This window comes from Paenibacillus sp. MCAF9 (assembly GCF_052114265.1).
Classification (GTDB): Bacteria; Bacillota; Bacilli; order Paenibacillales; family Paenibacillaceae; genus Pristimantibacillus.
Genome location: NZ_JBFREL010000002.1, coordinates 289,909 through 316,209 on the forward strand (window position 1 = coordinate 289,909; position 26,301 = coordinate 316,209).

The 26,301-nt window shown below is 45.0% G+C and carries 22 protein-coding genes and 1 other annotated feature; of the genes, 14 read left to right on the forward strand and 8 right to left on the reverse strand.

From position 1 onward, the window contains the following. Positions 1–158: 158 nt before the first annotated feature. Positions 159–4,232, forward strand: coding sequence for a bifunctional 2',3'-cyclic-nucleotide 2'-phosphodiesterase/3'-nucleotidase (locus tag AB4Z45_RS04135; RefSeq protein WP_441908028.1), 4,074 nt, complete (start codon positions 159–161; stop codon positions 4,230–4,232). A 121-nt stretch (positions 4,233–4,353) separates the two neighbouring features. On the opposite strand, the gene AB4Z45_RS04140 is transcribed toward AB4Z45_RS04135, so the two are convergent. Then, entirely contained in the window at positions 4,354–5,568 is a 1,215-nt protein-coding gene (locus AB4Z45_RS04140) for a DUF418 domain-containing protein (RefSeq protein ID WP_441908029.1), read from the reverse strand. 131 nt (positions 5,569–5,699) lie between these two features. Between AB4Z45_RS04140 and AB4Z45_RS04145 the strand changes: the two genes are divergently transcribed. Then, on the forward strand, positions 5,700–6,449 hold the full coding sequence (locus AB4Z45_RS04145) for a response regulator transcription factor (protein ID WP_441908030.1): 750 nt from the start codon (positions 5,700–5,702) through the stop codon (positions 6,447–6,449). After that, positions 6,446–8,182 (forward strand): sensor histidine kinase, encoded by a 1,737-nt coding sequence (locus tag AB4Z45_RS04150; RefSeq protein ID WP_441908031.1) that lies wholly within the window; start codon positions 6,446–6,448, stop codon positions 8,180–8,182. Before AB4Z45_RS04145 ends, AB4Z45_RS04150 begins: the two co-directional genes overlap by 4 nt. A 44-nt stretch (positions 8,183–8,226) precedes the next feature. Here AB4Z45_RS04150 and AB4Z45_RS04155 read toward each other — a convergent pair whose 3' ends face one another. Beyond that, positions 8,227–9,414, reverse strand: a complete 1,188-nt coding sequence (locus tag AB4Z45_RS04155; protein ID WP_441908032.1) for an aminotransferase class I/II-fold pyridoxal phosphate-dependent enzyme — start codon at positions 9,412–9,414, stop codon at positions 8,227–8,229. Positions 9,415–9,466: 52 nt separating this feature from the next. Further along, positions 9,467–9,704, reverse strand: a binding site (T-box leader). 243 nt (positions 9,705–9,947) lie between these two features. Between AB4Z45_RS04155 and AB4Z45_RS04160 the strand changes: the two genes are divergently transcribed. Then, positions 9,948–10,637, forward strand: a complete 690-nt coding sequence (locus AB4Z45_RS04160; RefSeq protein WP_441908033.1) for a class I SAM-dependent methyltransferase — start codon at positions 9,948–9,950, stop codon at positions 10,635–10,637. Positions 10,638–10,740: 103 nt separating this feature from the next. Then, positions 10,741–11,079: a hypothetical protein gene (locus tag AB4Z45_RS04165; RefSeq protein ID WP_441908034.1), complete on the forward strand. Its 339-nt coding sequence runs from the start codon at positions 10,741–10,743 to the stop codon at positions 11,077–11,079. Between the two features lie 164 nt (positions 11,080–11,243). Here the strand turns inward: AB4Z45_RS04165 and AB4Z45_RS04170 are convergent, their stop codons facing one another. From AB4Z45_RS04170 to AB4Z45_RS04190, 5 genes are all read right to left on the reverse strand, one after another. After that, positions 11,244–11,459, reverse strand: a complete 216-nt coding sequence (locus AB4Z45_RS04170) for a hypothetical protein (protein WP_441908035.1) — start codon at positions 11,457–11,459, stop codon at positions 11,244–11,246. Positions 11,460–11,702: 243 nt separating this feature from the next. Next, positions 11,703–12,383 (reverse strand): S-layer homology domain-containing protein, encoded by a 681-nt coding sequence (locus tag AB4Z45_RS04175; RefSeq protein ID WP_441908036.1) that lies wholly within the window; start codon positions 12,381–12,383, stop codon positions 11,703–11,705. 72 nt (positions 12,384–12,455) lie between these two features. Then, positions 12,456–13,655, reverse strand: a complete 1,200-nt coding sequence (locus tag AB4Z45_RS04180; RefSeq protein WP_441878590.1) for an MFS transporter — start codon at positions 13,653–13,655, stop codon at positions 12,456–12,458. 39 nt (positions 13,656–13,694) lie between these two features. Continuing rightward, positions 13,695–14,822: a Gfo/Idh/MocA family protein gene (locus AB4Z45_RS04185; RefSeq protein ID WP_441908037.1), complete on the reverse strand. Its 1,128-nt coding sequence runs from the start codon at positions 14,820–14,822 to the stop codon at positions 13,695–13,697. Next, a complete protein-coding gene (locus tag AB4Z45_RS04190; RefSeq protein ID WP_441908038.1) occupies positions 14,815–15,648 on the reverse strand; it encodes a sugar phosphate isomerase/epimerase family protein in 834 nt (277 codons plus the stop codon). Before AB4Z45_RS04190 ends, AB4Z45_RS04185 begins: the two co-directional genes overlap by 8 nt. A gap of 358 nt (positions 15,649–16,006) precedes the next feature. On the opposite strand from AB4Z45_RS04190, the gene AB4Z45_RS04195 reads away from it, so the two are divergent. From AB4Z45_RS04195 to AB4Z45_RS04225, 7 genes are all read left to right on the forward strand, one after another. Beyond that, the gene (locus tag AB4Z45_RS04195) at positions 16,007–17,407 is read left to right on the forward strand and encodes a stalk domain-containing protein (RefSeq protein ID WP_441908039.1); all 1,401 of its coding nucleotides are present in this window, start codon (positions 16,007–16,009) and stop codon (positions 17,405–17,407) included. A gap of 19 nt (positions 17,408–17,426) precedes the next feature. Next, a complete protein-coding gene (locus AB4Z45_RS04200) occupies positions 17,427–18,290 on the forward strand; it encodes a phosphate ABC transporter substrate-binding protein (RefSeq protein WP_441908040.1) in 864 nt (287 codons plus the stop codon). A 165-nt stretch (positions 18,291–18,455) separates the two neighbouring features. Then, positions 18,456–19,418 carry a phosphate ABC transporter permease subunit PstC gene (gene pstC / locus AB4Z45_RS04205; protein WP_441908041.1) on the forward strand — a complete coding sequence of 321 codons (963 nt, stop codon included), beginning with the start codon at positions 18,456–18,458 and terminating at the stop codon, positions 19,416–19,418. 14 nt (positions 19,419–19,432) lie between these two features. Then, on the forward strand, positions 19,433–20,323 hold the full coding sequence (gene pstA, locus AB4Z45_RS04210) for a phosphate ABC transporter permease PstA (RefSeq protein ID WP_430056169.1): 891 nt from the start codon (positions 19,433–19,435) through the stop codon (positions 20,321–20,323). Positions 20,324–20,595: 272 nt separating this feature from the next. Further along, positions 20,596–21,087: a DUF1648 domain-containing protein gene (locus AB4Z45_RS04215; RefSeq protein WP_441908042.1), complete on the forward strand. Its 492-nt coding sequence runs from the start codon at positions 20,596–20,598 to the stop codon at positions 21,085–21,087. A 94-nt stretch (positions 21,088–21,181) separates the two neighbouring features. Further along, entirely contained in the window at positions 21,182–21,958 is a 777-nt protein-coding gene (locus AB4Z45_RS04220; protein ID WP_441908043.1) for an exonuclease domain-containing protein, read from the forward strand. Positions 21,959–22,069: 111 nt separating this feature from the next. After that, positions 22,070–22,948 (forward strand): DMT family transporter, encoded by an 879-nt coding sequence (locus AB4Z45_RS04225; RefSeq protein WP_441908235.1) that lies wholly within the window; start codon positions 22,070–22,072, stop codon positions 22,946–22,948. A gap of 218 nt (positions 22,949–23,166) precedes the next feature. Here AB4Z45_RS04225 and AB4Z45_RS04230 read toward each other — a convergent pair whose 3' ends face one another. Beyond that, positions 23,167–23,751 (reverse strand): LysE family transporter, encoded by a 585-nt coding sequence (locus AB4Z45_RS04230; RefSeq protein ID WP_441908044.1) that lies wholly within the window; start codon positions 23,749–23,751, stop codon positions 23,167–23,169. Positions 23,752–23,814: 63 nt separating this feature from the next. On the opposite strand from AB4Z45_RS04230, the gene AB4Z45_RS04235 reads away from it, so the two are divergent. Continuing rightward, entirely contained in the window at positions 23,815–24,420 is a 606-nt protein-coding gene (locus AB4Z45_RS04235; protein WP_441908236.1) for a helix-turn-helix domain-containing protein, read from the forward strand. A gap of 311 nt (positions 24,421–24,731) precedes the next feature. Continuing rightward, positions 24,732–26,297: a class I adenylate-forming enzyme family protein gene (locus AB4Z45_RS04240; RefSeq protein ID WP_441908045.1), complete on the forward strand. Its 1,566-nt coding sequence runs from the start codon at positions 24,732–24,734 to the stop codon at positions 26,295–26,297. The last annotated feature ends 4 nt before the right edge of the window (positions 26,298–26,301 follow it).

Below are 26,301 nucleotides of genomic sequence, written 5' to 3' on the forward strand. Positions count from 1 at the left end.
TATAAATCCTTCCATTTTTTGTTCTTGTTCTTTTTTCAAAATATACATTATTATTAGCTTGGTTCTATTAAATTTCGAAAATATAGTATTGGAATTTAGTAGCTTCTGCTCTAATATGTTTATGTTAACATTTATGACATGAGAGGAAGATTGGTAGAATGCAAGAAGGTCAGCTTAAGGGGAAAAAGGGTTTACGAAAGCTCGCTGTCTCATCATTGACTTTATTCGTGCTGTCGATGCCGTTTAACGGTATGTTCGCAGCAGCAGCGGATGCCGGGTCCAGCGTGAAACTCAGAATTATGGAAACAACAGACATTCACACCAATCTTGTGCCGTACGATTATTACAAGGATGCCGTTTCCAATACGGTCGGATTTGCTAGAACTTCAAATCTGATTAAAGCGGCTAGAGCAGAATCAAAGAACACATTCCTTGTTGACAACGGTGACCTTATTCAAGGCACGCCGCTTGGCACTTACAAGGCAGTCGTAGCTCCAATTAAAGACAAAGAGATTCATCCCGTCTATAAGGCCATGAATCAACTTGACTACGACGTTGCTACCCTAGGCAACCATGAGTTCAACTATGGATTAGACTATTTGGACAACGCTCTTAAAGGCGCCAATTTCCCTTATGTGAGCGCAAACGTATATATCGATGATAAGGACTCGAATCCGGATAACGATGTGAACCGCTTTGAGCCCTACAAAATTATTACGAAAAAAGTCGTTGATGAATCCGGTCAGGAGCAGACGCTGAAAATCGGTGTTATCGGCTTTGTACCTCCGCAAATTACACAGTGGGATAAAACTTGGCTTGAAGGCAAAGTCATTACGAAGGATATTGCCGCAACTGCTGAGAAATTTGTACCTAAAATGAGAGCGGAAGGCGCAGACATTATTATTGCTATGGCGCACACGGGCTTTAATGGCAACTCTCAAGCAAATACTAACGCTGAGGATGCTGTACTGCTTCTAAGCAAGGTGTCTGGTATTGATGCAATTACATTCTCTCATACTCATAAAGTATTCCCTGCAGTTGACGAGAAATCGCTCGACGCTTTATTTAAGGATGCTTCTGGCAAAGTATATGCAAGCGTTGACAATGCGAAGGGCACGATTAATGGAGTGCCTGCCGTCCAAGCTGGATACGGCGGAAGCAATCTAGGAATTATCGATTTGTCGCTAGAGAAACAGGACGGAAATTGGAAAGTTGCTGGCTCCCAGTCTTCTACGAAAGCGATTTACGATAGCGCAGCGAAAAAACCGCTTGTTGAAATCGATCAAGCGATCATCGACGCCGTGAACGGTGATCACGAAGCAACGATTAAATACGCAAACAATCCGATTGGAACAACAACAGCGCCGATTCACAGCTATTTTGCGCTCGTACAAGACGATCCTTCTGTTCAGATCGTAACGAACGCACAGAAATGGTATGTTGAAAACTATATTAAGAAAAACCTGCCGGAATACAAGGACACGCCAATCTTGTCCGTAGGCGCTCCATTCAAGGCGGGACGCAATGGCGTTGAGGAATTCACAGAAATTAAAGCCGGCCCGCTCGCGATTAAGAGTGCAGGCGATCTCTATCTCTACGACAACACGCTTAAAGCGATCATGGTTAAGGGTTCTGTTGTGAAAGAATGGCTGGAAATGTCTGCTGGCAAATTCAATCAAATCGATCCAAGCAAATCGGAAGAGCAACAACTGCTTAATCCTTCATTCCAAGTGTATAACTTTGACGTGATCGATGGCGTAACTTACCAAGTAGACGTTACGAAACCAGCTAAATATAAAGTTGATGGTACGATTAATGATGCAGCTTCCAGCCGGATCATTAAGTTAAACTACAAAGGCAAGCCGGTAGATCCAAATCAAGACTTTATCGTTATTACTAACAATTACCGCGCTGGCGGCGGCGGCAACTTCCCGGGCGTTAAAGGAAGCAAATATATTATTGACGCACCCGACGAAAATCGTCAAATCTTAATGGATTACATTAGCACGAATAAGCAAATCAACCCATCGATCGATAACAACTGGTCGATTGCTCCAGTTATGGGCGATGTAAAGGTTACATTCATTTCATCTCCAAAAGCGGCGGAGTATGCAAAAACGACGAACAACATCCGTTACTTGGATAAAGTCGATGAAAAGGGCTTCGGCATCTTCTCCCTCGACCTGAACAAGCTATTTACTGATGTACCAGCTTCTCACTGGGCTTCCCCTGCCATTAATGAGCTGGTTGCAAAACAAATCGTTACAGGCAAAACCGATACCACTTTCGAGCCAAACACGAACGTTACCCGCGCGGAATTCGCGACACTGCTCGTGAAAGCTTTGAAATTGACTGCGAAAAGCAAAAGCTCGTTCACCGATGTTCCAGCGACTGCATGGTATGCGGAATCCGTTGCAGCGGCAAGCGAGAACGGCTTGGTTAACGGAGTTTCCAAAGGAAAATTTGCTCCGAACGACAAAATTACGCGTGAGCAAATGGCGGTAATGGCAAGCAACGCATTGAAACTCAAAGCAGGCAAAGAGACGATCGTAGCGGAAAGCAAAAAAATGGCCGACGATGCTCAAATTAGTGCTTGGGCAAAAGCTGGCGTGAATATCGTCGTTGACCGCGGGGTTATGAACGGACGCGGCGAAGGCAAGTTTGTCCCTAAAGCGTCATCGACTCGTGCAGAAGCGGCGAAAGTCGTTCATACGCTGATCAGCGATATTTCGGTACAATTGCTGGGCATTAACGATTTCCACGGACAATTGGATTACAAAAAAGATGTAAAAGATGCAGCAGGCAAAGTCGTGTCGACACTCGGAGGCGCGGATTATTTGGCCACATATTTGAAACAACGCGAAGCTTTGAATCCGAACACGCTGCTTGTGCATGCTGGCGATGCGGTTGGTGCTAGCGCACCGGTATCCGCGATGCTGCAGGATGAGCCGACGATCGATTTCTTGAACCGTCTCGGCTTCGATATCGGCACACTCGGCAACCACGAGTTTGACGCTGGCGCAGCTGAAGCACTCCGCTTAATCAACGGAGGCAAAAACCCGAAAACGGGCAAGGATTTCGCAGGTGCAAACTTCCCTTATGTCGCTGCAAACGTAGTGGATGCAAACGGCAAACCGCTGCTTGACGCCTACAAAGTACTTGAAGTTGGCGGAGTTAAAGTCGGTTTTATCGGGGTCGTAACGAACATTACGCCTTCTGTCGTAAAAGCTGAAAGCATTAAAGGTCTTAACTTTATCGAGCAAGCTCCAGCGGTTAACAAAGCTGTGAAAGAGCTGCAAGCGAAAGGCGTGCACACCATCGTTATTTTGGCGCATGATCCATTCGATGGCAAAGCCGACGCTCCAACTGGCGAAGTTGTCGATCTGGCTAACAACGTCGATGATGATGTAGACGTTATCTTCGCAGGCCACAACCATGGCGGCCTGAACAAAATGATCGACGGCAAGCTTGTCATTGAAGCCTTTTCTTATGGTACGGCATTCTCTGATGTGGATCTAGTTATCGATCGTGCAACGCATAACGTTATTTCCGCTAAAGGCGAAGTCGTCGAAGTGAAACGCGAAGGCGTTACCCCGGATGCAGAAATTGCACAAATGATCAAATCGTACCAAGAGCTGAACGCTCCAGTTATGAACGCACCGGTTACTAAAACGGATGCTGCCATTACACGTACAACTAACGCTTCCGGCGAATCAGCGCTAGGAAACCTAATTGCCGATGGCATGCGCGAAGTAATGAAAGCGGACTTTGCATTCATGAATTCGGGCGGAATCCGTAATGATCTTCCACAAGGAAATGTCACTTACGGAAACATGTTCTCCGTACAGCCTTTCGGCAATGTGCTCATTAAGATGACGCTGACTGGCGCGCAAATGAAAGAACTGATGAATCAGCAATGGGCAGGAACAAGCCCGAAGATTGGCCAAATTTCCGGTTTCACATATAAGTATGACGATAGCAAGCCAGACGGCCAAAAGATTGTTGAAATCAAGAAAGCAGATGGCACTGTTCTAGATGACGCAGCAGCCTATACGATTGTCGTGAACGATTTTATGGCAACAGGCGGCGACGGTTACACGGTGCTTTTGAAAGGAACAAACCGTGAAGCTGGTCCTGTAGATCTTGACGCTACGATCACATACATTAATGCGAAATCCACAGCAGGTACTATCTCGGCAAAAATTGAAGGCCGCTTTACTAAAGTGAACTAATCACCTGTTAAAAGAAAATCCCCCTCGCCGAGGCTTCATTCGCACCGGTCGAGGGGGATTTTTTGTATAAATAACCGAATCGTAAATCTAGAACGTAAACATCGTCTGCTCCTCGAATTGCTTACAAACCAGCGTTAGCAGCCTGTGCATCTGCTGCTTTTTTCGAAACCCGAGCTTTTCCGCTAAATGACCAATATGTTGCAATGCGCAGCAGTCGCTCAAATGGGCCATTTTTGAACCAGAACAGGATGAAGCTGGACACAACGGCTTGAACGGCATAAATGGCTATGCCAAGAAGCACCCCGTTAAGCACACCGATTTCTCCAAACCAGCCCAACGCATATCCATAAAATATAGTGGTACAAATCACCGTCTGCATTAAATAGTTGGTCATGGACATTCGTCCAACCGATTCAAATGCCATGATGATATAGGATCGTTTAGATAAAAAGGACATGACGAACGCAAGACCAAAAATATACCCAAAGGCCAGCAATTGCCCGCCTAAAGACAATAATACGCTGCTCCATGCCCAATCCGGCTTTAATACAGCTATCGCTTTCAATAGAAGACCTAGTGGCAGCAGTATGCCGCTGAGCCAAGCAAATTTACGCCTCTCCCGCTTAGGATTATGAAACCATTGCTTATTGGCAGCCGCTATGCCGAACAAAAACATCGGCATCAGCAGCATCGGCATCAAAGCCATTAGCACTGCCATGACGGCCACAGGCAGGTCTAGCGGGTCCTCTTCTTGACGGAAGTTCATAATTTCCCGATAGGTTCCTTCACCATATACGGTAATAGACTCTTCCACGTAATCATGCATGCGAACTTTCTCTTTTGGCGTATCCTCATTCAAGCCGTAGCCGAGTCCAGACATTAATATGCTTAATATGACTCCCCATATAATAAGCGTTTTTGGCTTTCTTTTTACAAATAGCAATAAGAAAAACCCAGTTATTCCATAGGCCAATAGGATATCGCCCTCCCAAAGGAGCATGCTATGCATAAGCCCAAGTCCTATTAGCATAAAAAAGCGCCGTACCATATACCTCGCCGGCTTAAGCCCCTTGGCGACTAGTCCTTTGCGCAGCTTAAAGAGGCTGTAGCCGAACAAAAACATAAAGATAGGCATAAAGCTGCCTTCCACCGCTACCTTGAGAACTTGATGCGTCACTTCATCAGTAGAAGTAGGATGAAATAGCTGCATTTCCTCTTTCCCATAAATGCCATATTGAAAAATAAGCATGTTTGCCAGCAGTATGCCAAGCAAGCAGAACCCTCTAATCGCATCAATAACGCGAATTCGCTGTCCCGTTTCATTTTGATTTATCATTCCCATCACCTCTTACCCAATCATAAGGATTCCAATTGAACAGCGAACAAACGGAATCATAACAGCAGCTTAATTTTTTTCAATTTTGTTCAACAGATGTTAAGGTTGGTATGCTAGCATAAAACGGGGTGATGAACATGAACAAAATTGTCATAGTGGAAGATGAACCTTCTATTGTAAAAATGCTGCAGCTGGTGCTCCAAAAGGAAGGCTTCCAGCATATCTATACGGCAGGAACCTGCCAAGAAGCTCTTGATACGATCGCTCGATTCGGAGCCGATATCGTGCTGCTGGATGTGATGCTGCCCGACGGCAGCGGATTTGAGCTTTGCTCAAAAATTAGACAGCTGGGCAATCCGCATATCTTATTTTTGACCGCCAAAGCATCCGATCTCGATATATTGACCGGATTTGCGATGGGCGGCGATGACTATATCACGAAACCATTTAATCCATTGGAGATTGCCGCTCGCATTAAAGCAAGGCTGCGCCGCATGGAAGAGGCGGAATCACTTCCACCGCATTCAACATTCGCTTCGTCAATATCTGCTGCCTCTACCCCTCATCAAACCTACCGTTATGGCCGTTTTCAGTTAAATGAAGCAGCTGGGGAATTATTAGTAGATAATCAGCCGGTATCTTGCCCTGCACAGGTTTTTCAGCTGCTGCTGTATTTCTGCAAAAACCCCGGCATCGTCTTCTCGAAAGGCCAGCTTTATGAAGCGGTATGGGGCATTGACGGATTAGGGGACGACAACACGGTTATGGTTCACATCAGGCGAATTCGCGAGAGGATTGAATATGATCCCAGTATGCCGACGCATCTGCTTACCGTTCGTGGCCTCGGCTACAAATTAGTTAAGGAGCCTGTAAGCCTATGAAGGTTCAACGCCGAATGGCCTTTCATTTTACATATCAGCTCGTCGTCTATTCCATTCTCATATTCGTTGCGATGATCGTGCTGTTTCTTGTCCTTATTAATAAAATTACGAACGAGGATCTCAAACGGAACTTTCCCGCCGGCGCGCTTAGTTCCATTGTCGCGGAAACCGACTATTCGAAAAAAGAGATTAAGATGTCGAAGCACTGGAAGGAGCTCATTGAAGAGCGTGATATGTGGCTGCAAGTCGTGGACTCCAAAGGGCAGGTTATTTATTCCGTCCATTCGCCGAAAGAGCAGCCGACTTCTTATTCGATTACGCAACTTTTAGCCATCCAGCAATCCGAAAAATCCGGCATCTATACCGTCGATAACGAGCTCGATCTGACGTACTCTACTCCGCTGCTCTTTCTTCTTGGTTACAAAAATCCGCAGCAAGAGAAGCTGACTGCATGGTATATGGCATACCAGCAGAATGGTCTAGTAAATGAGGCATATAAGAATGACCTGCTCACCGAGCTAAGGAAAACGAAGAGCTATTTGCTAATCGTAGACCAAGCTGGCAAAAGTGTTCAAACGATTGGAGATCAGACTTCTGCTATCGATGTATATGAGCCGCTGGAAGTGCTGACTATGCAGCAAAAGCCTGGTGATTATGATACGAACATCTTTGTGTACCAGCCTGAAAATAGTGATTTGACTTGGATTTTGCACACGCCAAACGAACAAATAACGTATACGAAGCAGCCCATCCTATCGGAAGCTATACGTATCTTCATTTGGATAGGCGGCTCGCTGCTCTTACTCTCCCTTGCTATCTCCATTTGGCATGGCTATCGCTATGGTCAGCCGCTCATCCTATTCGCCGGTTGGTTCGAGCGGATGGGCAATGGACGGTATGATGAGGTGCTTACGCCAAAGGATCGCAAAAAGGTATTCCGCCGCAGCGGCAAGCTGCGTATTCGCTACCGCCTTTACCGGGAAGTGATTGCGGCTTTCTACCAAATGGCCGAGCGGCTGGCGCAAACGGAGAAGGATCGGCGCCAGCTTGAGAAAACGAGAGAGGAATGGATGACTGGCATTTCGCATGATTTGCGCACGCCGCTCTCTACCATTCAAGGCTACGGCTATATATTGGAAAGCTCCCCTGCGCAGTGGAGTGATGAAGAGCTTCAGGACATGGGCAAAATGATTCGTGAAAAAAGCAGCTATATGCTGGAGCTTATGAATGATTTCTCGCATATTTATCAAATAAAGCATGGAACCGTCCATATGGATCGACATGAATTTGAGCTTGGCGAGCTGGTTAGACGCTCAGTACTCAAATATGTGAACGATGCTACGCTTGCCGAGGTAGACTTCCTTTATGAGGGAGACGAGCTGCCTGTCAGCCTATATGGCAATCCAAAGTGGATGCAGCGGCTAATGGATAATCTGCTTTCGAACGCCGTGAAACATAATCCTACAGGCATAACCGTTACGGTAACCTGCGGCATGCTGAATGATGATGCCTACATTCGCGTCTCCGACAACGGGAGAGGCATGGACGAGGCCACTGTCAACAAGCTGTTCGAAAGATATTACCGCGGAACGAATACGGAAGAATCAAGCAGCGGCACTGGCCTTGGCATGAGCATCGCCAAAATGATCGTAGAAGCACATCAAGGACGAATCGAGGTGCGCTCTGCGATTGATGAAGGCACCTCGATCAGTATTTATTTTCCAAGCGATTGATCCACTCGTTTGGGCTGTGAGGGAGCCTATGCTGGCTCCCTTCTTTATTTCCCGGACATACCGGGTGTCCTCAAGCAGCGATCCATACGCTCAAGCGCTTCGTTAAGCCTTGATACAGAGGATGCGTAGGAGCAGCGAATGAAGCCCTCTCCTCCAAGGCCGAACACATGCCCAGGCACTGTAGCAACACTGGCATCAAACAATAGCTTTTGCGCAAATGCATCGGAAGTAAGTCCCGTATGCGCAATAGAAGGGAAAGCATAAAACGCGCCCAGCGGCTCATGGCAGGGCAGACCAATATCCCTCAGGCCCTTAACAAACATCCGTCTGCGCTGCGCATAAGCCTCAATCATCCTATCTTTTTCCTCTAAGCCATTGCGAAGTGATTCGATCGCCGCAACCTGCCCAATAATTGGTGCGCACATAACGGTGTACTGATGAATTTTGAGCATCGCTGCGATCAGCTCCGGATGACCGCAAGCATAACCGATTCTCCACCCTGTCATTGCAAAAGCTTTGGAGAAGCCGCTTATAAGCAGCGTTCTGTCCCGCATGCCTGGCAGTGAAGCGAAGCTTACATGTTTCGCATCGTAGGTCAGCTCCGCATAAATTTCATCGGATATAACGATTAGATTATTTTCTTCCACGACCTTAGCAACAGGAAGCCACTCTTCATAGGTCATGACAGCCCCTGTTGGGTTGTTCGGATAATTTAAAATAAGCACCTTCGAGTGCGGAGTAATGACGGCTTTCAAGGCTTCTGCCGTTAGTTTGAAATGATCCTCAGCGAACGTTTCAACCTCAATGACCTTGCCGCCATTTAACTGCGCGATCGGCGCGTAGGCAATATAGCTAGGAACAGGAACAATAATTTCATCCTCTGGCGATATTAACGCCCGCAGTGCAAGATCAATGGCTTCACTGCCTCCAACGGTAACAAGCACTTCATTCGATGGTTCGTATTTCACTTGGAACCCATTGTATAAATAGTTGGCGATTTCTTCTCTAAGCTCAATAAGCCCTGCATTTGAAGTGTAGGAGGTTTTGCCCTGCTCAAGCGCACGGACGCAAGCCGCTCTTACATGCTCAGGCGTAACAAAGTCAGGCTCTCCAACGCCAAGCGAAATAATATCCTTATTGCCTTCAGCCAGGCTAAAAAATTTACGAATGCCCGAAGGCGGAATTTGCTGCACCATTGGTGAAATCATTTTGCTTATCGACCATGTCTCCATTACTTTTCCTCCTAAAATATGGATAAAAAACAAAAAAAGAGACCCATCCCTATAAAGGGACGAGTCTCTACCCGTGTTACCACCCTAGTTTCACGCCAAAAGCGCGACACTCTGCTCATGTATCTAGCAATACATGTTCCCGTTAACGCTGGAAATGCGGCAGAGCTTACTCTCGTTCAGCCTGCTTCTCGGAGATGGCTTTCCGCTACTACCCGAACGTTGGTTTTCAGCTGCCCCAACTCTCTGTTCGATCAGGCCCATAACGTACTCTTTCTCGTCATCGAATGTAAAAGCTATTAACTTGCCATATGTGTTCATCAGTGATCTTAAAATTTTACCAATCGTACCATCAAAAACTCGGATGCGCAATACCCATTTTTTAACGGATTGAAATCGATTCATTCATAGTTTAAAACTATAAAGTATATTCATATTATATATTTCCATTATGAAACAATCATCTATAATATACTGATTAACTCAAGTGAAAATGAAAAATCAGCACTCAGCCCACTATTCGAGGAGGCATTATTGTGAATGAAAATGTAAAAAAACAGTTTGATGCTGTCGCGCCTGAATATGATCGTCAGCGCCGCCAACTGATCCCCTGCTTTGATGATTTTTACAGCATAGCAACCAACTTGGTTCACTTTGATAGCGATGCCCCGTGCATACTCGATTTAGGTGCCGGAACAGGGCTTTTCTCATCTATGATTCGCAACAAATACCCAAATGCCAATCTTACTCTTATCGATTTAAGCGAAGAAATGCTAAAGGAGGCGCAATCTCGCTTCGGAGCTGACCCATCAGTCAGCTATATAGCTGCTGATTATTCAAGCTACCCTTACACAGAAAAATACGATGCCATCATCTCCTCCTTGTCCATCCATCACTTATCGCATCCAGCAAAACGCGACTTATTTCATACCGTTCATCAGCTTTTAAAAGAAGGCGGCAGCTTCGTTAATGCTGATCAAGCAGCGGGTACAACCGCTTATTGGGATCAATATTATATGTCGCAATGGACAACAGCCATCCGGCAAAGCGGTTTAACCACAGGCGCAATCGAAGCGGCCATCCAGCGCCGAAGCGTCGACATTAATGCCACTGTAGAGGATCAGCTTAGATGGCTGAGTGAGGCAGGTTTTGTTCATTCCGACTGCGTATATAAAAATAATGGCTTCGCTGTTTTTGCAGCATTCAAACATAAAACCAGTTCCTAACCGAATGGGACAAAAACACAATAATTACAAATTGCTTGCAATCCCCTTAATTCCTAGTATAATACTAGGTATATAAACAAAACGGAGATTGGAGCTGACCAGCATGACTTATTCCGAGAAACAAATTGCAGCAACATGGGTTGATGATTATTTGGATCTTTATAACTTTGCTGTAATGATCGGAGATGCAGAGTGGCAGCAACAAATCCTTCAAAACCTGCACGCCAAAGATAATCATATCCGCCTTGAAATCGAGCATGGCATTCGTGTCGATCTATGGCTTCGCTTCGATCAAATCAATCGTAAAATGCTTGATATTTACGAGCAGCTTCGGAATGCGCATAATTCGGAGCAGCAGATTCAGCTAAGAGAAAAGGTTTGGGAGTTTAAGCTTCAACGGGTGATGATCGCCAGCAAGCTGAAAGCCCACTATGCGTTATAAGGCGAAGGTTCGAGGCGCAATGGTGAAGGTCTAGAAATAAAAAAAAGCCTGCATGCAGTTGGCTGCTCTGCTTAGCTATGTAGGAAAAAACGATATACGACGGCATGCCGCGAACAGCTCTGCCGATTATACTAACCTCTATGAATGGTCAGATTCATAGATGATTACATCGATACTTGCTCCATGTCACGCATCATTTGCATCATCATCGTGGACATTTCGTCACATTCCTGCATCTTCATCATCATCATGTTCATATCCATGCTGTCCATCATTTTCATTTCCATCATCATGTCCATCATCATCTTCATGGATTTCATCTTGCACATCATTTCATCCATGCACATGTTCATCATCATTTGCATTGCCATCTTTTCCATTACCGTTCACCTCCCAAAAGTTTCCTATACAGAAGATACTACAGCCTTGAATTAATTTCAAGGTTTTTTTACATTTTTTATTGATTTTTCAAAATAAAATGTGATATAAATAAAGATTACCCTTTTATATCTTATTACTCCGCTTGGAATTATCGCGTTGCTAGGAAAAATAATTTTAAAATAAAAAGGCAGTTAAGGAGGCTGAAATAACCCCTAATTAACTGCCTTTCCCTATTTCATTTTTTATTCAGCTGCTCCCTGCTCGGGTTCCGCCTTTTCCTTATGCGCCTCAATAAAGCCTTGTGTATCATACAGCATTCCTGCCGCTTCAGCACGGGTTAAAACATGCGCTGGATCAAAGTTGCCCTTCTCATCTAGAGACGCAATCTTGTATAGCAGTGAACGCTGAATAGTTCCTTGATAAGCCGTCGTAATATCCTTTTCGTCCTGGATATTAATAAACATTTTGATCGTCGGATATTGACCGGTAAGCTCTAACGCTTGAACAAGATAATGCGTGAACTGCTCTTTCGTGAGTGGCGCTTGCGGATCAATATCAGCCGGGATGTCCAAACCGTTGTAGTGTGCAATGATGAAATCCTCCGCGTACCACGCATCGTTTTTCACCTTTGTATAGAAACCATCAGCGGTAGGCGCACTAGAAAAATCAATGGCGGCTAGGCTAATTTGCGTCGTTCTCACGATCAAAGAAATGCCTTGTGCTGCCGTCAAATGATCCTCTGGATGGAATGCCGTATCGCTCACTCCTTTAATAATTCCTTGCAGCTGTAAAGCTTCAATCTTTGCTTTGCTGCCAATGTTTGCGATATCGCCAAATGGAGCCGCCGCGAAGGCTTGTGCTGCAATAGATGTAGAAAGCATGACCGCGACTGCTGTTAAGGCTAAACTCCGTCGTTTTCTCATGGTCGTTCACCTCTCCTATAACATGATGTCCATTCTCTTATTCGAACGACCATAAGACAAGAAAGGTTGCAGTTATCCAGCATGAGAGCTTATTTTGCTGCTCGTGCCCACTTCTCTGCGCAGCCGCGCAAACAGCAAGAAGAAGCCAACAATCCCGAGCGCAGCCATGACGCTGCATAATTGATACATCGCCTGCGGACCCATTTGCTCAAACACCCAGCCTCCGAGAAAACCCGCCGCAATACCTGACAAGCCTCCCCAAGTAAGGGCATAAAGCGCTTGTCCCGATGCTCTGAATTCAGCAGGCACAAGCTGTACGGCCAGCTGCGTGCCAATATAATAGTAGCCGCCAAATGTTAAGCAGTGCAGCACTTGGATATAAATAATTTGCTGAGCAGTGTCTGCGTTTGACATCAGGAACCAGCGCAAGGCGAATAGGATGCTGATGACAACGAGGCATAATACCATCGTTTTTGTATTTTTTTTCAAATACCGATCAAGCAGCAAGAAGACTGGAATTTCAAATATGGATGACCAGAAGGCCGACCAACCGATTAAGGAAGCCTCTCCGCCCAATTCCTTAATATACAGCGGGATAAATGTCGTATTCATAGAGTTAGGAATGGAGATCACTAGACCTATGATTAAGAACAACAAGAAGGAACGGTTCACGAACATCGAACGGTAATTCACTTTGCCGGCAGGGGCTGCACCCTTCGCCTCGCCCTTTGGCAGCGTAAACGCAAAAGCAAGCGAGATAAGCATCATGACCGAATAAATAATCCAGAGACGCTCAATGCCAATTTGCCCAATCACAGGTCCAGCCACCAAAGCGATAAACGCCCAGCCGAGCGAGCCGAACAAGCGAAAAGCGCCGAATTTATGGTTCGTTCCTTCAATGCTGTTAAGAATGAGACTGTTGCTCTGTGAAAATAAAGGCATTTGAAAAAAGAAAAAGAACAGCATACAGGCGTAAATGATCGTATACGATTGATATAAAAAGACGAGCTGCATGACAAGCATGCTGCCAATAAGCATCACGATCAGAATAAGCCTGACATTACGGAATCGATCGCTCAAATAACCCCATAGCGGGTTCGCGATGATGGAAACAATCGGGCCGCCGGCCATTAACGCACCAATCTCAAGCGTGGACATTCCAATAGATTGTAAATAAACGACAAAAAACGTACTGTACACAGCAATCGCGCCATATACAAAAAAGTTAAACGCTTTAATTAAATGAAATGTACGATTCTGATTCTGATTCATATCCAAGTCCCTCGTCTTGCTCTTTAGCTTAGCAATTCTTTAAAGCTCTACAGCAGAAGTACGTGCGCGTACAATAACTTCGTCCGCGCTAACCTCACGTCCAAGCTCCTCTGACATATAAATGCCTTCGCTAATGAGCATCGTATTCAGCGCGATTTCCGCTGTTGGCAGTAGCGGCACTCTGCCTTGCAGAGCTGCGATCCAGTGATGCTGAGATGAGCTGTAGGCATCCTCATTCTCATATAAGCGATTCCTGCGCAGGTCCATCATATCAAGGTCCAGCGTACTGTCCATATCCATATCACAAACCGTGTTATGGAAGCTGAAGGACTGAGCCCCCGGTCCTGTCTGCTCGTTCGGCAAGCGTACGCCACCCTTGGAACCAGCGATACTGCTGCCCTCGAAGCCGCCAAGATGAACAGCCCACGCTTCAACGATATCAAGCGTCAAACCACCGCTGAACCGAATCAAGCCTGTAGCCAGCTCCTCTACATCAAAGCCGCTTTGTTCCCTTCTCTCTTGCAGCATATCCGTCTCTTGATAAACTTTCCCTGAAATTCTTTCAACCTGCGGGTTGCCTAATAAATAGAGCAGCTGTGCAATGTGATAGACGCCCATGTCGAGCAGAGCGCCGCCTGCCGCTGTTTCCTTGCGCGTAAAATAAGGCGTGCCATAACCGTCAACAAACGGTCGATTCCTTCGGCGAAAGCCTGACGAGCGGGCATGGTACAGCTTGCCCAGCATGCCGCCATCAATTAATGTTTTGGCAGCTTTCGTATCTTTACCATATAACGTGTAGAGCTGCACATGCAATTGTTTTCCACATAACTTCGCAGCATCGACCATAGCCTTGCCATCGGAATAGGTTCCTGCAATCGGCTTCTCACAATAGACATGCAAGCCCGCCTGCAGCGCTGCAATCGTTACCGGCGCATGGAAATTGTTGTGCAGGCACACGTCGACCGCGTCCAAATCATCGCGCTTCAGCAGCTCTCTAAAATCAGAGTAGGCATGAGGTATATCATAATGCTCAGCAACTCGTTTAGCTTCCGCTTCATTTAAGTCGCATACAGCAACAAGCTCAGCACTAGCGATATTTTTATACTTTTCGATATGCATTTTTCCAATTTGTCCTACGCCTATAATGCCAATTCGTATTTTATTCATAGTGCTGAGCCCCTCTGCCTGATTGTTGATCTGCCTCGATCAGAAGCTTCTTCACCTTCGTTATAAGCAGCTCCGTTTCTACGTATTGATTTTTTGGCGCATTATATTCTACTCCCCAATATCCCTTGTACCCTGATTCTTGCAGCATATGAATCGTCTCCAAAGCATGCGTACCGTCAGCAGTTTCTTCGTCAAAATGGGTATGGTACGCCCAAGGCGCAACGATGCGGTCTCCTTCTGCTTGATTCTCCTTCCACCGGCCTAAATGAACAAGAAAACCAAAGGCTGGATGATCAACTGCCTCTGCGAGACGTTTCATCTCATTTGGATTTAGTGACGCACCCATATGGTTCTCTGGTCCAATTAGAAAGCCATGGTCAGCCGCATATTGGGAAAATTCCTGGTATCTTTTTACCGTATATTCAAATTGCTCGTCGCTCATTGCTTCCCAGTCCTCGTAGCTGCCTCCCGTATCAATACGGACGGTTTCCGCGCCTAAAATAACGGAAGCTTTCAAATGAAGGAGAGCATTATCATACAAATGCTGTCTCATTTCCTTGTCTGGGTCCCACAAATGAGCACCGTCGATCGCAAAATTAACGACCCGCATTTCTTTTTCATCGAGCGCCTCGCGTATTTTGCGAATATAGCTTTCATCGGCCAGCTTCATAATAGGCTTGCTGCTGCGATCTATAAAAAAGCCATTCCACAAATCGACCACATCCATCCGATACCGGAATTTTACCGTTTCCAAATATCCGAAAATATCCATTTTCCCTTCCAAATACGTGTTGTTGAATGAATAACCTCCGATTGAAATGTTCATTGATTGGTCCTCCTATAAGTGAATAGATTTGCGAGCATACCCCCATTATAAACCTCGTTCAAAAAAGACCATGGTGCACTTTCTTCTTATAGTGGGGTAAATTTCTACTATTTCCTACTTAAAAGAAGGAGAATTGGATTTAGGTGGTAATCTGTCTATCTTTACAAATTCGATACAATTTCTAAATATTGGGATGATAATTCATTGTTATGATCAGGTAGAAATAAACGATTCGCTACAAAATGTATTGATCTAGCGCTGCCTGGGAGGGATCAAGCCAACCGTATATACTGACCGAGTATGCCTTGGATTGTATTAATAAAAAAAAATACCCATTTGAGAAAGGTGACCCAATTCCATGCAAATGAAAAAAGCAATGGCAATCTCGATGATCGCAGCAGCAATTAGCGCTTCAGCAGTTACTCCGGTATTCGCACAAACCGCTTCAGTAAAGCAAGCTGCACAAATTAGCACAGCAAGCTTTCTAGTAAATGCTAATCCAGTAACCGTTCGTACCGTCGTAGACGGCGGCGTTACACTCGCTTCTGTTCGGGACATGACAAATGCGATCGGCGCGACTCTTCACATCAACAGCGATCATACGGTAGTTGTAAAGTTTGGCGACAAAACGCTGAAGCTAAAAATCGCTGCAAAAACAATTAACATAAACGGTGTTGCAACTGCACTTCAGCATCCAGCTATTGAAGTGGCTTACTCCACTTTCATCGAGCCTGCTGCATTCGTTGAGGCACTTGGCGGCACTTACGAAGACAACAACATACATACGGTTCAATTGCTTGATAGCGCTGAGCATGCAATCTGGGTTAATTCCAAACAGCTTATCGTATCGAACACGGCTGGCGAAGGCCGCGAAGATTTCTTAGTTGATGCTGTTACTGGAAAATATGAGCTGCTTCTAGCATCCTCTGACACTTCCGATCTTATTTTGTCTCCTGATGGAAAAAGTGTAGCTTACTCCGATGCAAACGGTGCGGTATTCACCATCGATCTGAGCACAAAACAAGCGAAACAAGTAAGTACGGACAACTCGATCAAAAATGAGCTTCAATGGTCAAAAGACGGATCTTCCATCTTCTTCTTACAAGGAGACAAAAGCTCTGTCATCGCCAAGCTTGCTATAGCTGACGGCAAAGTATCCAAAGTATTGGAAGATAAAGTAGATTACAAGGCAAACCTTGAAGTATCTGCAGACGGCACTAAATTCGCTTTCTACGTCTTCAAGCAGCCAAAAGTAACAGCTGACAGCAGCAAAGACGTTGAGCTTGATGATGTTGCTATTGATGCAACAGGCACTGAGCCGCAAATCTACTTCTATAATTCTACAGTTGGCGATAATAAGCCTGTACAGCTTACAAAAGAAGCAACAGATAAAGTTTTCCTTAAGCTGGCAGCAGACGGCTCCAAAGTAAGCTATGTTAGCGTAAGTTCAGACGAAGCAAGCGTTGGTCAGCTCGTAACGGTGGACAATACAGGCAAAGCAAGCACGCCTCTCTTCGCTGACAAAGACGTTTACCAATTAGTTCAAGGCGGAAGCAAGCTCTATCTGCTCACAGCTGACGGAAACAGCACTAACGCAATCTACGAGATTGACAGTGCAACAGGTACGAACAAACTTGTGCAAACCGTATCGGACAGCGCAACAGAATTAGTCGTATCGGACAGCTCCGATTTTGCAGCACTTATTGATGGTCAATTGGCAGTATCCGTTCAAGGCAAATGGAAAAACATCACAAACTAATTAATGGAGGTCATTCCTAATGAAATGGTTTAAACAATTAACAATCGCAGCGCTTATCGCTGTTATCGGCTTCAGCTCCGTTCCTGCATCAACACCTACGGCTACCGCAGCTAGCAAGCTTAGCGGCAAAATTGTCATCAACGGCTCCTCTGCTCTTCTGCCGTTGACACTTCAAGCATCAAGCGAGTTTAAAAAATTGAATCCAAAAGTAAAAATCTCAGCTTCCGCAGCTGGATCGATTACTGGACCGCAAGCTGTACGCAAAGGCATCGCAGACATCGGAGCAGTTGACTGGGATGCATCCAAAGACGTTCCAGGCTTCAAGAAATTCGAAGGCCAAGTTGCTCATAAAGTAGCTATCATTCCTTTCGCAGCTGTTGTTAACAAAAACGTAACTGCAACAAGCCTAACGACTAAAGACTTGCAAGGCATCTTCTCCGGTAAAATCAAAAACTGGAAAGAAGTTGGCGGCAAGGATGCTGATATCATCGTTGTAAACCGTACTTTCGGTTCCGGTACTCGTGTTAACTTCCAAGACAAAGCGCTTGATGGAACAGATTTCATGAGCAAAGGCGACAACTACAAAGAAGTAAAAACAAGCGGCGACATGAAGTCCGCAATTGAAACAACTCCAAACGCTATTGGTTACATGGACCTTGCTTATGTAACAGACAAAATGACTGCTGTAAAAATCAACAACATCGAACCAACTGAAGCTAACGTTATTAACGGGAAATACAATGTATGGGGCTATGGCTACTATATGACAAAAGGCGAGCCAACTGGCGCTACAAAGGAATTTATTAAATACGTACAAAGCACAAAATTCCAAAATGGTTCGCTTAAAAAGCTTAAATTCATTCCGATCTCAGCTATTAAATAGTTAAAAACAAGAGGAGCGGTCGGCTTGCGCACAAGAGCGCTTAAGTCGATCGTTCTTTTCTTTCATCGCATGAATCGTTATCCCCATTTATATTTTATTGCGAAACAAGCTTAGCTACCCCCTAGACAGCTAAGGCGGGGTTTCGCACAGAGGAGCCTATAATTTATGTTGGAGTCCACTCATGCTGCAAGGCAGYCGCGTCTATCTTCTGAGCTCGGCAGCGCGATCTTGACTGGCAGCAGCAAGCCGTTTGACCGGAGATCGCGCTTGTTTTTCACGAATCGTATGTTTCGTTACTTGTGCATAGCAGCAGCCGGTTTTGTTTGCCTCATTCTCTTACTCATTTTGCTGCTTATGTTCCGTACCGGCGTTTTGACATTCGGCAACATTTCACTAGCAGATTTCTTCTTTTCCACGGAATGGAATCCCGAAAATGAGCAATACGGCGCGCTTATTTTCATATTCGGCACCTTTGCCCTGACCGCTTTGACGCTGTTAATCTGCGTCCCTATTTCCTTAATCATTGCAGTATTTCTATCTGTCTTTGTACCGCCGTGGCTTAAAAACATGCTGCGTCCGGTTCTTGACCTGCTCGTCGGAATTCCGTCCGTCGTTTATGGCTATTTAGGCTTGACCGTTCTTATTCCTCTAATTCGAAATGTTACCGGAAGCGGAATGGGCGATGGGCTGCTTGCGGCAGCGCTCGTGCTTACAATTATGGTTCTGCCTACTGTAAGCCGTATAAGTGATGACGCCATTAGCGCAGTACCAGCCAAATTCAGCGACGCTTCCTATGCGTTGGGCGCTACTCGTTTTCAAACTGTATGGAGAGTACTGCTTCCTTCTGCCAAAAGCGGAATCATGTATGCTGTTATTCTCGGCATGGCGCGTGCAGTCGGCGAGACGATGGCTGTCGTTATGGTTATTGGCAATACGCCTCAACTGGCAGACAGCTTGCTCAAGCCTACCTCCGTACTTACGAGCAACATCGTTATGCAAATTTCGAATGTTCCTTTTGATTCCACTTGGAACTATGCGCTCTACTTAATGGGCTTCTTGCTCCTCGTTATTTCGCTGCTTATGATCGTTGCCATTCGCTGGCTTCAAAGAAAGGGGTCGCAAGTATGAAACAAGCTTTAGATATGAACCCATTAGCAAACCCCTTTAGCAGCAAAAAAGGACTTAATCGCTTTAAAGATCGCTTGTTTACAGGTATTGTTTGGTCGTTAGGCATTTTAATCATCGCTTTTATTTTTGGCCTTCTTTTTCTAATTCTTCAGGACGGTCTTCCAAAAATAACATGGGATTTCATATTCGGCTTGCCGAGCGAAATTGAAGAAGGCGGCGGTATCGGCCCCACTCTGCTTAACTCCTTCTACATCTTATTTATCTCTTTGCTCATCTCTATTCCGCTCGGAATGGCAGCTGGCATTTATTTGGCCGAATTTGCACCCGACAATAAGCTCATCGGCTTCGTACGCATTTGCGTGGAAGGACTCGCTTCCGTGCCGTCTATCATTTTCGGCTTGTTCGGTATCGCTCTATTCGTTGAATACTTCGAGATTGGCTTGACCATCCTTGGCGGTGCAGTCAGTCTAGCTTTTCTTAACTTGCCAGTACTAACCCGCGTAACAGAGGAGTCCATTCGCGCTGTACCGAAAGAGCTGAAGAGCGCTTCCTTTGCACTTGGCGGCACGCATTTGCAGACTATTACTCGCGCACTTATTCCGGCTGCGCTTAACGGCATCATTACAGGGATCTGCCTTGTTGCCGGTCGCGCATTCGGCGAAAGCGCCGTAATCATCCTAACTGCTGGTGTTACGACATCCGGTGAAATGTGGGATTTCAGTCTCTTCTCGCCTGGTGCTACACTTGCCGTTCATCTGTGGTATGTACAATCCGAAGCCATTGTTGGCGACGCTCAAGAGATTGCTCAAAAAGCGGCAGCCGTGCTCGTTTTCGTGGTCCTGCTGATCAACTTAGTGTTCCGTATCCCGCTTTGGCTGAATTCCCGCCGTATGAAACGCTCTTAGAAAACTAAGCGGCTCAAGCTAAAACGCCTTCGGCGTCCTTTGGAAGCTGAAGCAGCTTTGACGGAGAAATATAAGCCTTCTATAAATATCAAACTTATAAATTCTTATATTTGAACAAATAAGTGATCGAGCAACTCCAGTCTTAGCCCTCCCCCGGCCTAGGCTGGAGTTTCTTATTTGGAAAATTACTGTAAACAAGGTTACTTTCCGCAAAGCCATACGCTATAATTAATGAGTATGCACATGACTAGAGATAAGGCGGTGCTGCCACTATGGCGAATTTACCTAAGCTTACGATTGCAAAATCAAATCTTGAAAGATGGCATGATGGAATATCGGTTCTACTCCTGCTCTCGTCCGTCATCTATTTAATTGTAAAATGGCCTGATCTTCCGCAAACGATTGCCATTCACTTTAACGGGAGAGGCGAGGCTGACGGATGGGGAAGCAAAGCAGCACTCGTCATTTTACCGATAATCTCATTCCTATTATTTGCTGGGCTTGTGCATTTACGCAAAATCCCTCATCAATTCAATTACATGACCACCATTACGGAGCAAAATGCCTCTTACCAATACAAGATCTCCATCCACCTGCTAAGCTGGGTCAAGCTTGAAATTGTAGCATTATTCACTTATGTGCAATGGGCGGCTATTCAATATGCATCCGGAGGCGTCTCTTCGCTTGGCGTATGGCTGCTTCCTGTGATCCTCGTCATTCTTATTGGCACGATTGTCTTTTATGTGATGAAATCAAAAAAATAAACCTGCTGCGGCGTTCTACCATATTGTAGTTTCCATCTGGATAACTTTTTCTGATAGAATGAATAACACAGGCTATCTATCGGAGGTTAAGATTTTGGACTACATTATATTGGATATTGAATTTAACGGACGAAAATTTGCAAGCGAATTACCTATGGAGGTTATTGAAATTGGCGCGGTTCGTCTCAATCGTTCACTTGAACAGGTAGATGAATTTTCCGCATTGATCAAACCGATCTATTTCTCCAAGCTGAACAGCTTCATTAAGAAAAAAACAGGCATTCCACAGGAAGACATCGACGTAGCAAGCCGTTTCCCGAAAGTAATCGGGGATTTCACCGCATGGCTCAAAAAAAGCGACTCCTTCCTGCTGTTCACTTGGGGCGGCGAAGATTTAAAGAGGATCGTCTACGATACGCGGATGCATAAGCTCGATGACAGCTTCTGGATGGCTGCCGATTATTTCGACCTCTTGAAGGGTTACATTCGCTATAAGAACGTAACGAACGATGTCAGCGTCGAAGCTGCGCTCATTGATCTTGAAATCACAGCTGAAGGCTCAGCGCACCGGGCACTCGATGATGCTCGTATGACGGCTGAGGTATTCCGCAAAATTTTTGGCGAGCTGGATTTCGAGCTTAAGCAGCAGTTCAAGGATATGTACACGAATGCAAAGGAACGCAGAATGGTTAAAAACGCGATTCGCTCTATGAACGCGCAAAAGATCGTTCCACAATGGGAAGTTTTCGCGGAACGTTATTTAGCAGGAAAAGCCTCATTCGAGGATGTAAGAAAAGTGACGGAGCTTCAGCAGTATTTTGACGCAGAACTCGAGAAAGCTGGGAAAACTTCAGCTGGACAAGCCGGATAGCCACAAGAGCTGTTTATGTTTGGTCATAAATATAATAAAGCCCCCTGAACCTTCCATCGCAGATGCTGCAATTGGACTCAGGGGTTTATAAGTATGGGAGAAATTACAACGATGAACCGCAGCACCAAGTCTTTAGCTACTTATGAATTGTTATACATCATTGGTATTATCGCTATATCCTTTTCTTCCATTTTCGTTCGTTGGTCAAATGCTGACGTTGCCGTCATCGCCATGTACAGGCTTTATCTAACTAACCTGATCATGCTGCCGCTCGTCTTTAAATACCGCACGGAAATGTTCCAGCTCAGTGCCAAGCAGTGGAGACTGCTCACCCTCTCCGGCGTCATGCTCGGGCTGCACTTCTTGTTATGGATGGCTTCTCTGCGGCTGACCACGGTCGCAAGCTCTACCGTTATTTTGACATTGGAGCCCGTTATGGTTATGCTCGGCTCCTACTGGCTCTTCCGTATTAAAGCAAATCGCATGATGCTGTGGGGGATGGGGATCGCGCTGATCGGCTCCATCGTTATTGCATCGGGAGACTTTTCCCTCTCAAGGGATGCGTTGATCGGCGACGTTTTGTCCTTTCTAGGTGCAGCTGCTGTTGCTGTTCATATGATGATCGGCAAGGAATTGCGTAAGGATATGAGCGCATTTACTTATAATTTCTGGGTATTCGCGCTTGCTGCGACTTCACTCGCCGTCTACAATCTCGTTCGCGGCAATTCCTTTACAGGCTACAGTCTGCAGGAATGGGGCATTTTCTTGCTGCTTGCGATCGTTCCGACGTTATTCGGACATTACTTGTTCAATTGGCTGCTGAAGCATATGAGCGCAGCAGCCGTATCCATGGCTGTACTTGGTGAACCCGTCATCGCCTCCTTGCTCGCTTGGGCTCTATTAAAGGAAGCTTTGACGGCTTATCAAATGGCAGCCGGCGTACTTATCTTGTTCGGCGTGTGGCTATTCATACGTCATGGCAAGGAATAGAAGCTAAGAGCTGCAGCAATTATCGAATTTTAAAAATGGATTAGACTGATCCCCATAATACAAACAGCGGCAGCCTTGGACGAGAAAATAAGTCCTGACTGCCGCTGTTTTATTAAGCTGTAGTGCTCCGTTAACTTAGCCGAAAAAAAGCTTTGCTGCCAAAGCCAAACTACTCCTTTTTCAGCTCAACTATCCTGCCCTTCTGTCTGAACAATCCCCTACAAATGCATGGTAATTGCACTATAAATCAATAATAATCCCATGAATATATTGAACTTTTTCTCATGTGCAGCGAGAAATTTTTGAAATAATGCACCAAAAACAGCCCAGCAGGATGTGGCTACCAGTCCTACAAAGGCAAGGAACATCGAAAACAATAATAAGCTTATATTTGATTTGTAAAATGGCATGATGAACGTGGAAATCGCTGTAATTCCGTATAATATCACCTTGAAATTAACGAACTGCAGCAGCATGCCCGATAAGAATGAATTCAGCTGCCCATGATTATCTCCAGCACTGCAGTGTGGTTTGCTCTTCATTATTTTAAATGCAAGATAAGTCATATACAGGCTTCCTAATATATTCATGACAAATTTCATTTTAGGAACGAAGCTATATAATAGCAAATTGAAGTAACAACATAACAGCATTAATAGTAAGAAACCAGTTGCTACACCAAACAGAAAACGAATAGAATTCTTCATTCCATATCGGCTCGCATTAGACATCGCCATGATGTTATTTGGCCCTGGCGTAAAAGTATTCACAATAACATAAATCAAAAAAGGAGCTAAAGCCATGATTTAAATCCGCCTCTCGTGTGCTATACTTGAACAAGATGTACTCTTTAACGTATGTACGTTATGATTATACATTACGAACGCTATATCGCACAATCGAGGAGGCTAATTATTTTGGAAGACATCAATTATGTACTTGCCAATAACCTAAAACACCYGCGGGAGCTACAAAAGCTTAGTCTTGATAAGGTAGCAGAAATGACAGGGGTCAGCAAAACGATGTTAGGACAAATCGAACGCGGCGAATCCAACCCTACTATTGGAACCGTTTGGAAAATAGCTAATGGTTTAAAAGTTTCATTCACTTCCCTCATTAACGAGCCGCAATCCGATACCGTCATCGTTCGCAAAAATGAAATACAAACACTAACAGAAGATAACGGTAGATTTCTGCTTTATCCGTTTTTCCCCTTTGAAGAAGGCAGACGATTTGAAATGTATTCCGTTGATATGGAAATAGGCGCTTATTTGAGCTCTGAATCACATAGAGAAGGTACACAGGAGTTTTTAACCGTGTTTGAGGGTGAGCTTACCGTTCGTGTAAATAATGAAGAATATACAGTGAAAACAGGCGATTCCATACGTTTTACAGCCGATACTCCCCATGTCTATCACAATTCAGGTGATTGTATTGTGAGAATCAGTATGGTCATTTATTATCCGTCTTAACAAGAGGCCGTTCCATAAGTAGAATACTCTACTTTTGGAACAGCCTCTTTTGTTTTAATCAACTACTGATTGCTGGAAGTAAATTGCCAAACCTTAGTAGTAAGTCGTTTTTTCTCGGTATCGTACCTCCTTTGGCAGTCGTATGGTATATAAGTAGCTGCACCAATCAATCGGTTGGCCATTTTATAAAAAAAACATTATTTTTCCATAAGGAAAATCAATTTGCTGCCCCAGCTTCTTCCTGTTACGGTTGAATAGTACAGTAAATTCATGGGTTTTATTGCTCTTATTTTAATTAGGGAGGTTATGATATGCTGCTTTCCAAAATATTGCCGAAGACTGCTCAGATGCACCCAACAAAAAATGCAATGAAGGATAAGAATGAAACCCTTACTTATGAACAGTTATTTAATAAGGTTAACCGTGTCGCTCAAGGATTTCATGATCTTGCAATCAAGCCAGGAGACCGAATTGCACTGATTAGTTCCCCATCACCGTACCTCGCTATTGCCGAACTTGCTGCGGTTGCCATTGGCGCCATTCCTGTAACGATTTTTCCCGGGTTAGCCGCAAATGAAATCAAAAACATTGTACAAGATGCCGCTCCCATTGCACTCGTCTACAGCTCCGAACAATCTCAGCTATTAGAAGCCTTATCTTCACTGCCAATTGCGCATTTCATTTCATGCACCTTAGATCAGTCCCCCCTATCATTGCAATCTTTTATGGTTCATTGTCCCGCTATCGTGGATTGGCATGAAGCTGCACCAGATGACGTGGCGCTTATTATTTATACAGGCGGTACGACAGGACGATCCAAGGGCGTCATGCATTCTCATCGCCATATTCGCAATTGGTCCTTTATGAACCTTGAGAGGGGCGGCGGGCATAACACCTCTAAAAAATCGATCGTGATGAATCAAGCCCATTTAACCGGCCAGTTTGTTTTGTGGACGACCTTATTTGAAGGCGGCTGCCTTATTTATCCGAATGAGTATCCCGTTCGAGCTGAAGAAATCGTAGATATCATAGAACGAGAGCAAATTAGGTTTTTGGGTACTGTAGGGCTATTATTTCGAGATATTGTCCTTATGGAAAATATCAAATCCCGCAGCCTGCAATCCGTCGAAGGCATCTCTTGCGGCGGCGCTCCCATCAGTGAAAATGTATTTCATCAAGCGTTAACTATTTTTCCGAATGCACAAATTACCGAAGTCTATTCCCAAACAGAAAGCGGACAATTTATTAGTTTTTTAAACATAAACCAATGTTTCCATGAAGGAAAGCTAAATCGATTAGTATCCGTTGGCAATCCAGCCAACATGCCATATTGGGGGCAACAAGCATTTCAAATTCGTATTATTAACGAGGGCCAAGATGTTAAACAAGGAGAAACTGGCGAAATTATATGCAAAGGAGAGCAAATCATGCTTGGCTACTGGAATAATCCAGTGGAAACAAACCATGCCCTGCTGGACGGGTGGCTCTATACGGGTGACTTAGGCAGGTTTGATGAGGACGGTTATTTGTATCTCATGGATCGAAAGAAAGATATTATTATTATTGACGGTACAAATGTTTACTGCTCAGAAGTAGAGGAGGCACTTAGCAAGCATCCGTCAATTCGTGAGGTTGCTGTATTTGGAACGCCCTTATTAGTGGATGGCGAAGAAGTAACTGCGGTGGTGTCCCTTAAGGGCGATGCAGAGCTGACTTTAACTGATCTAAAAATATTTTGCCATGAGCAGATTGCTCCATTTAAAATTCCAACGCGATTGGAAATCGTTGCTTCTCTCCCAAGAACCTCTGTCGGGAAGCTGAACAAGGCGGAGCTGAAGAAAACGTATTGGCTCGGCAGAACACGTATGATCAATTAATGCT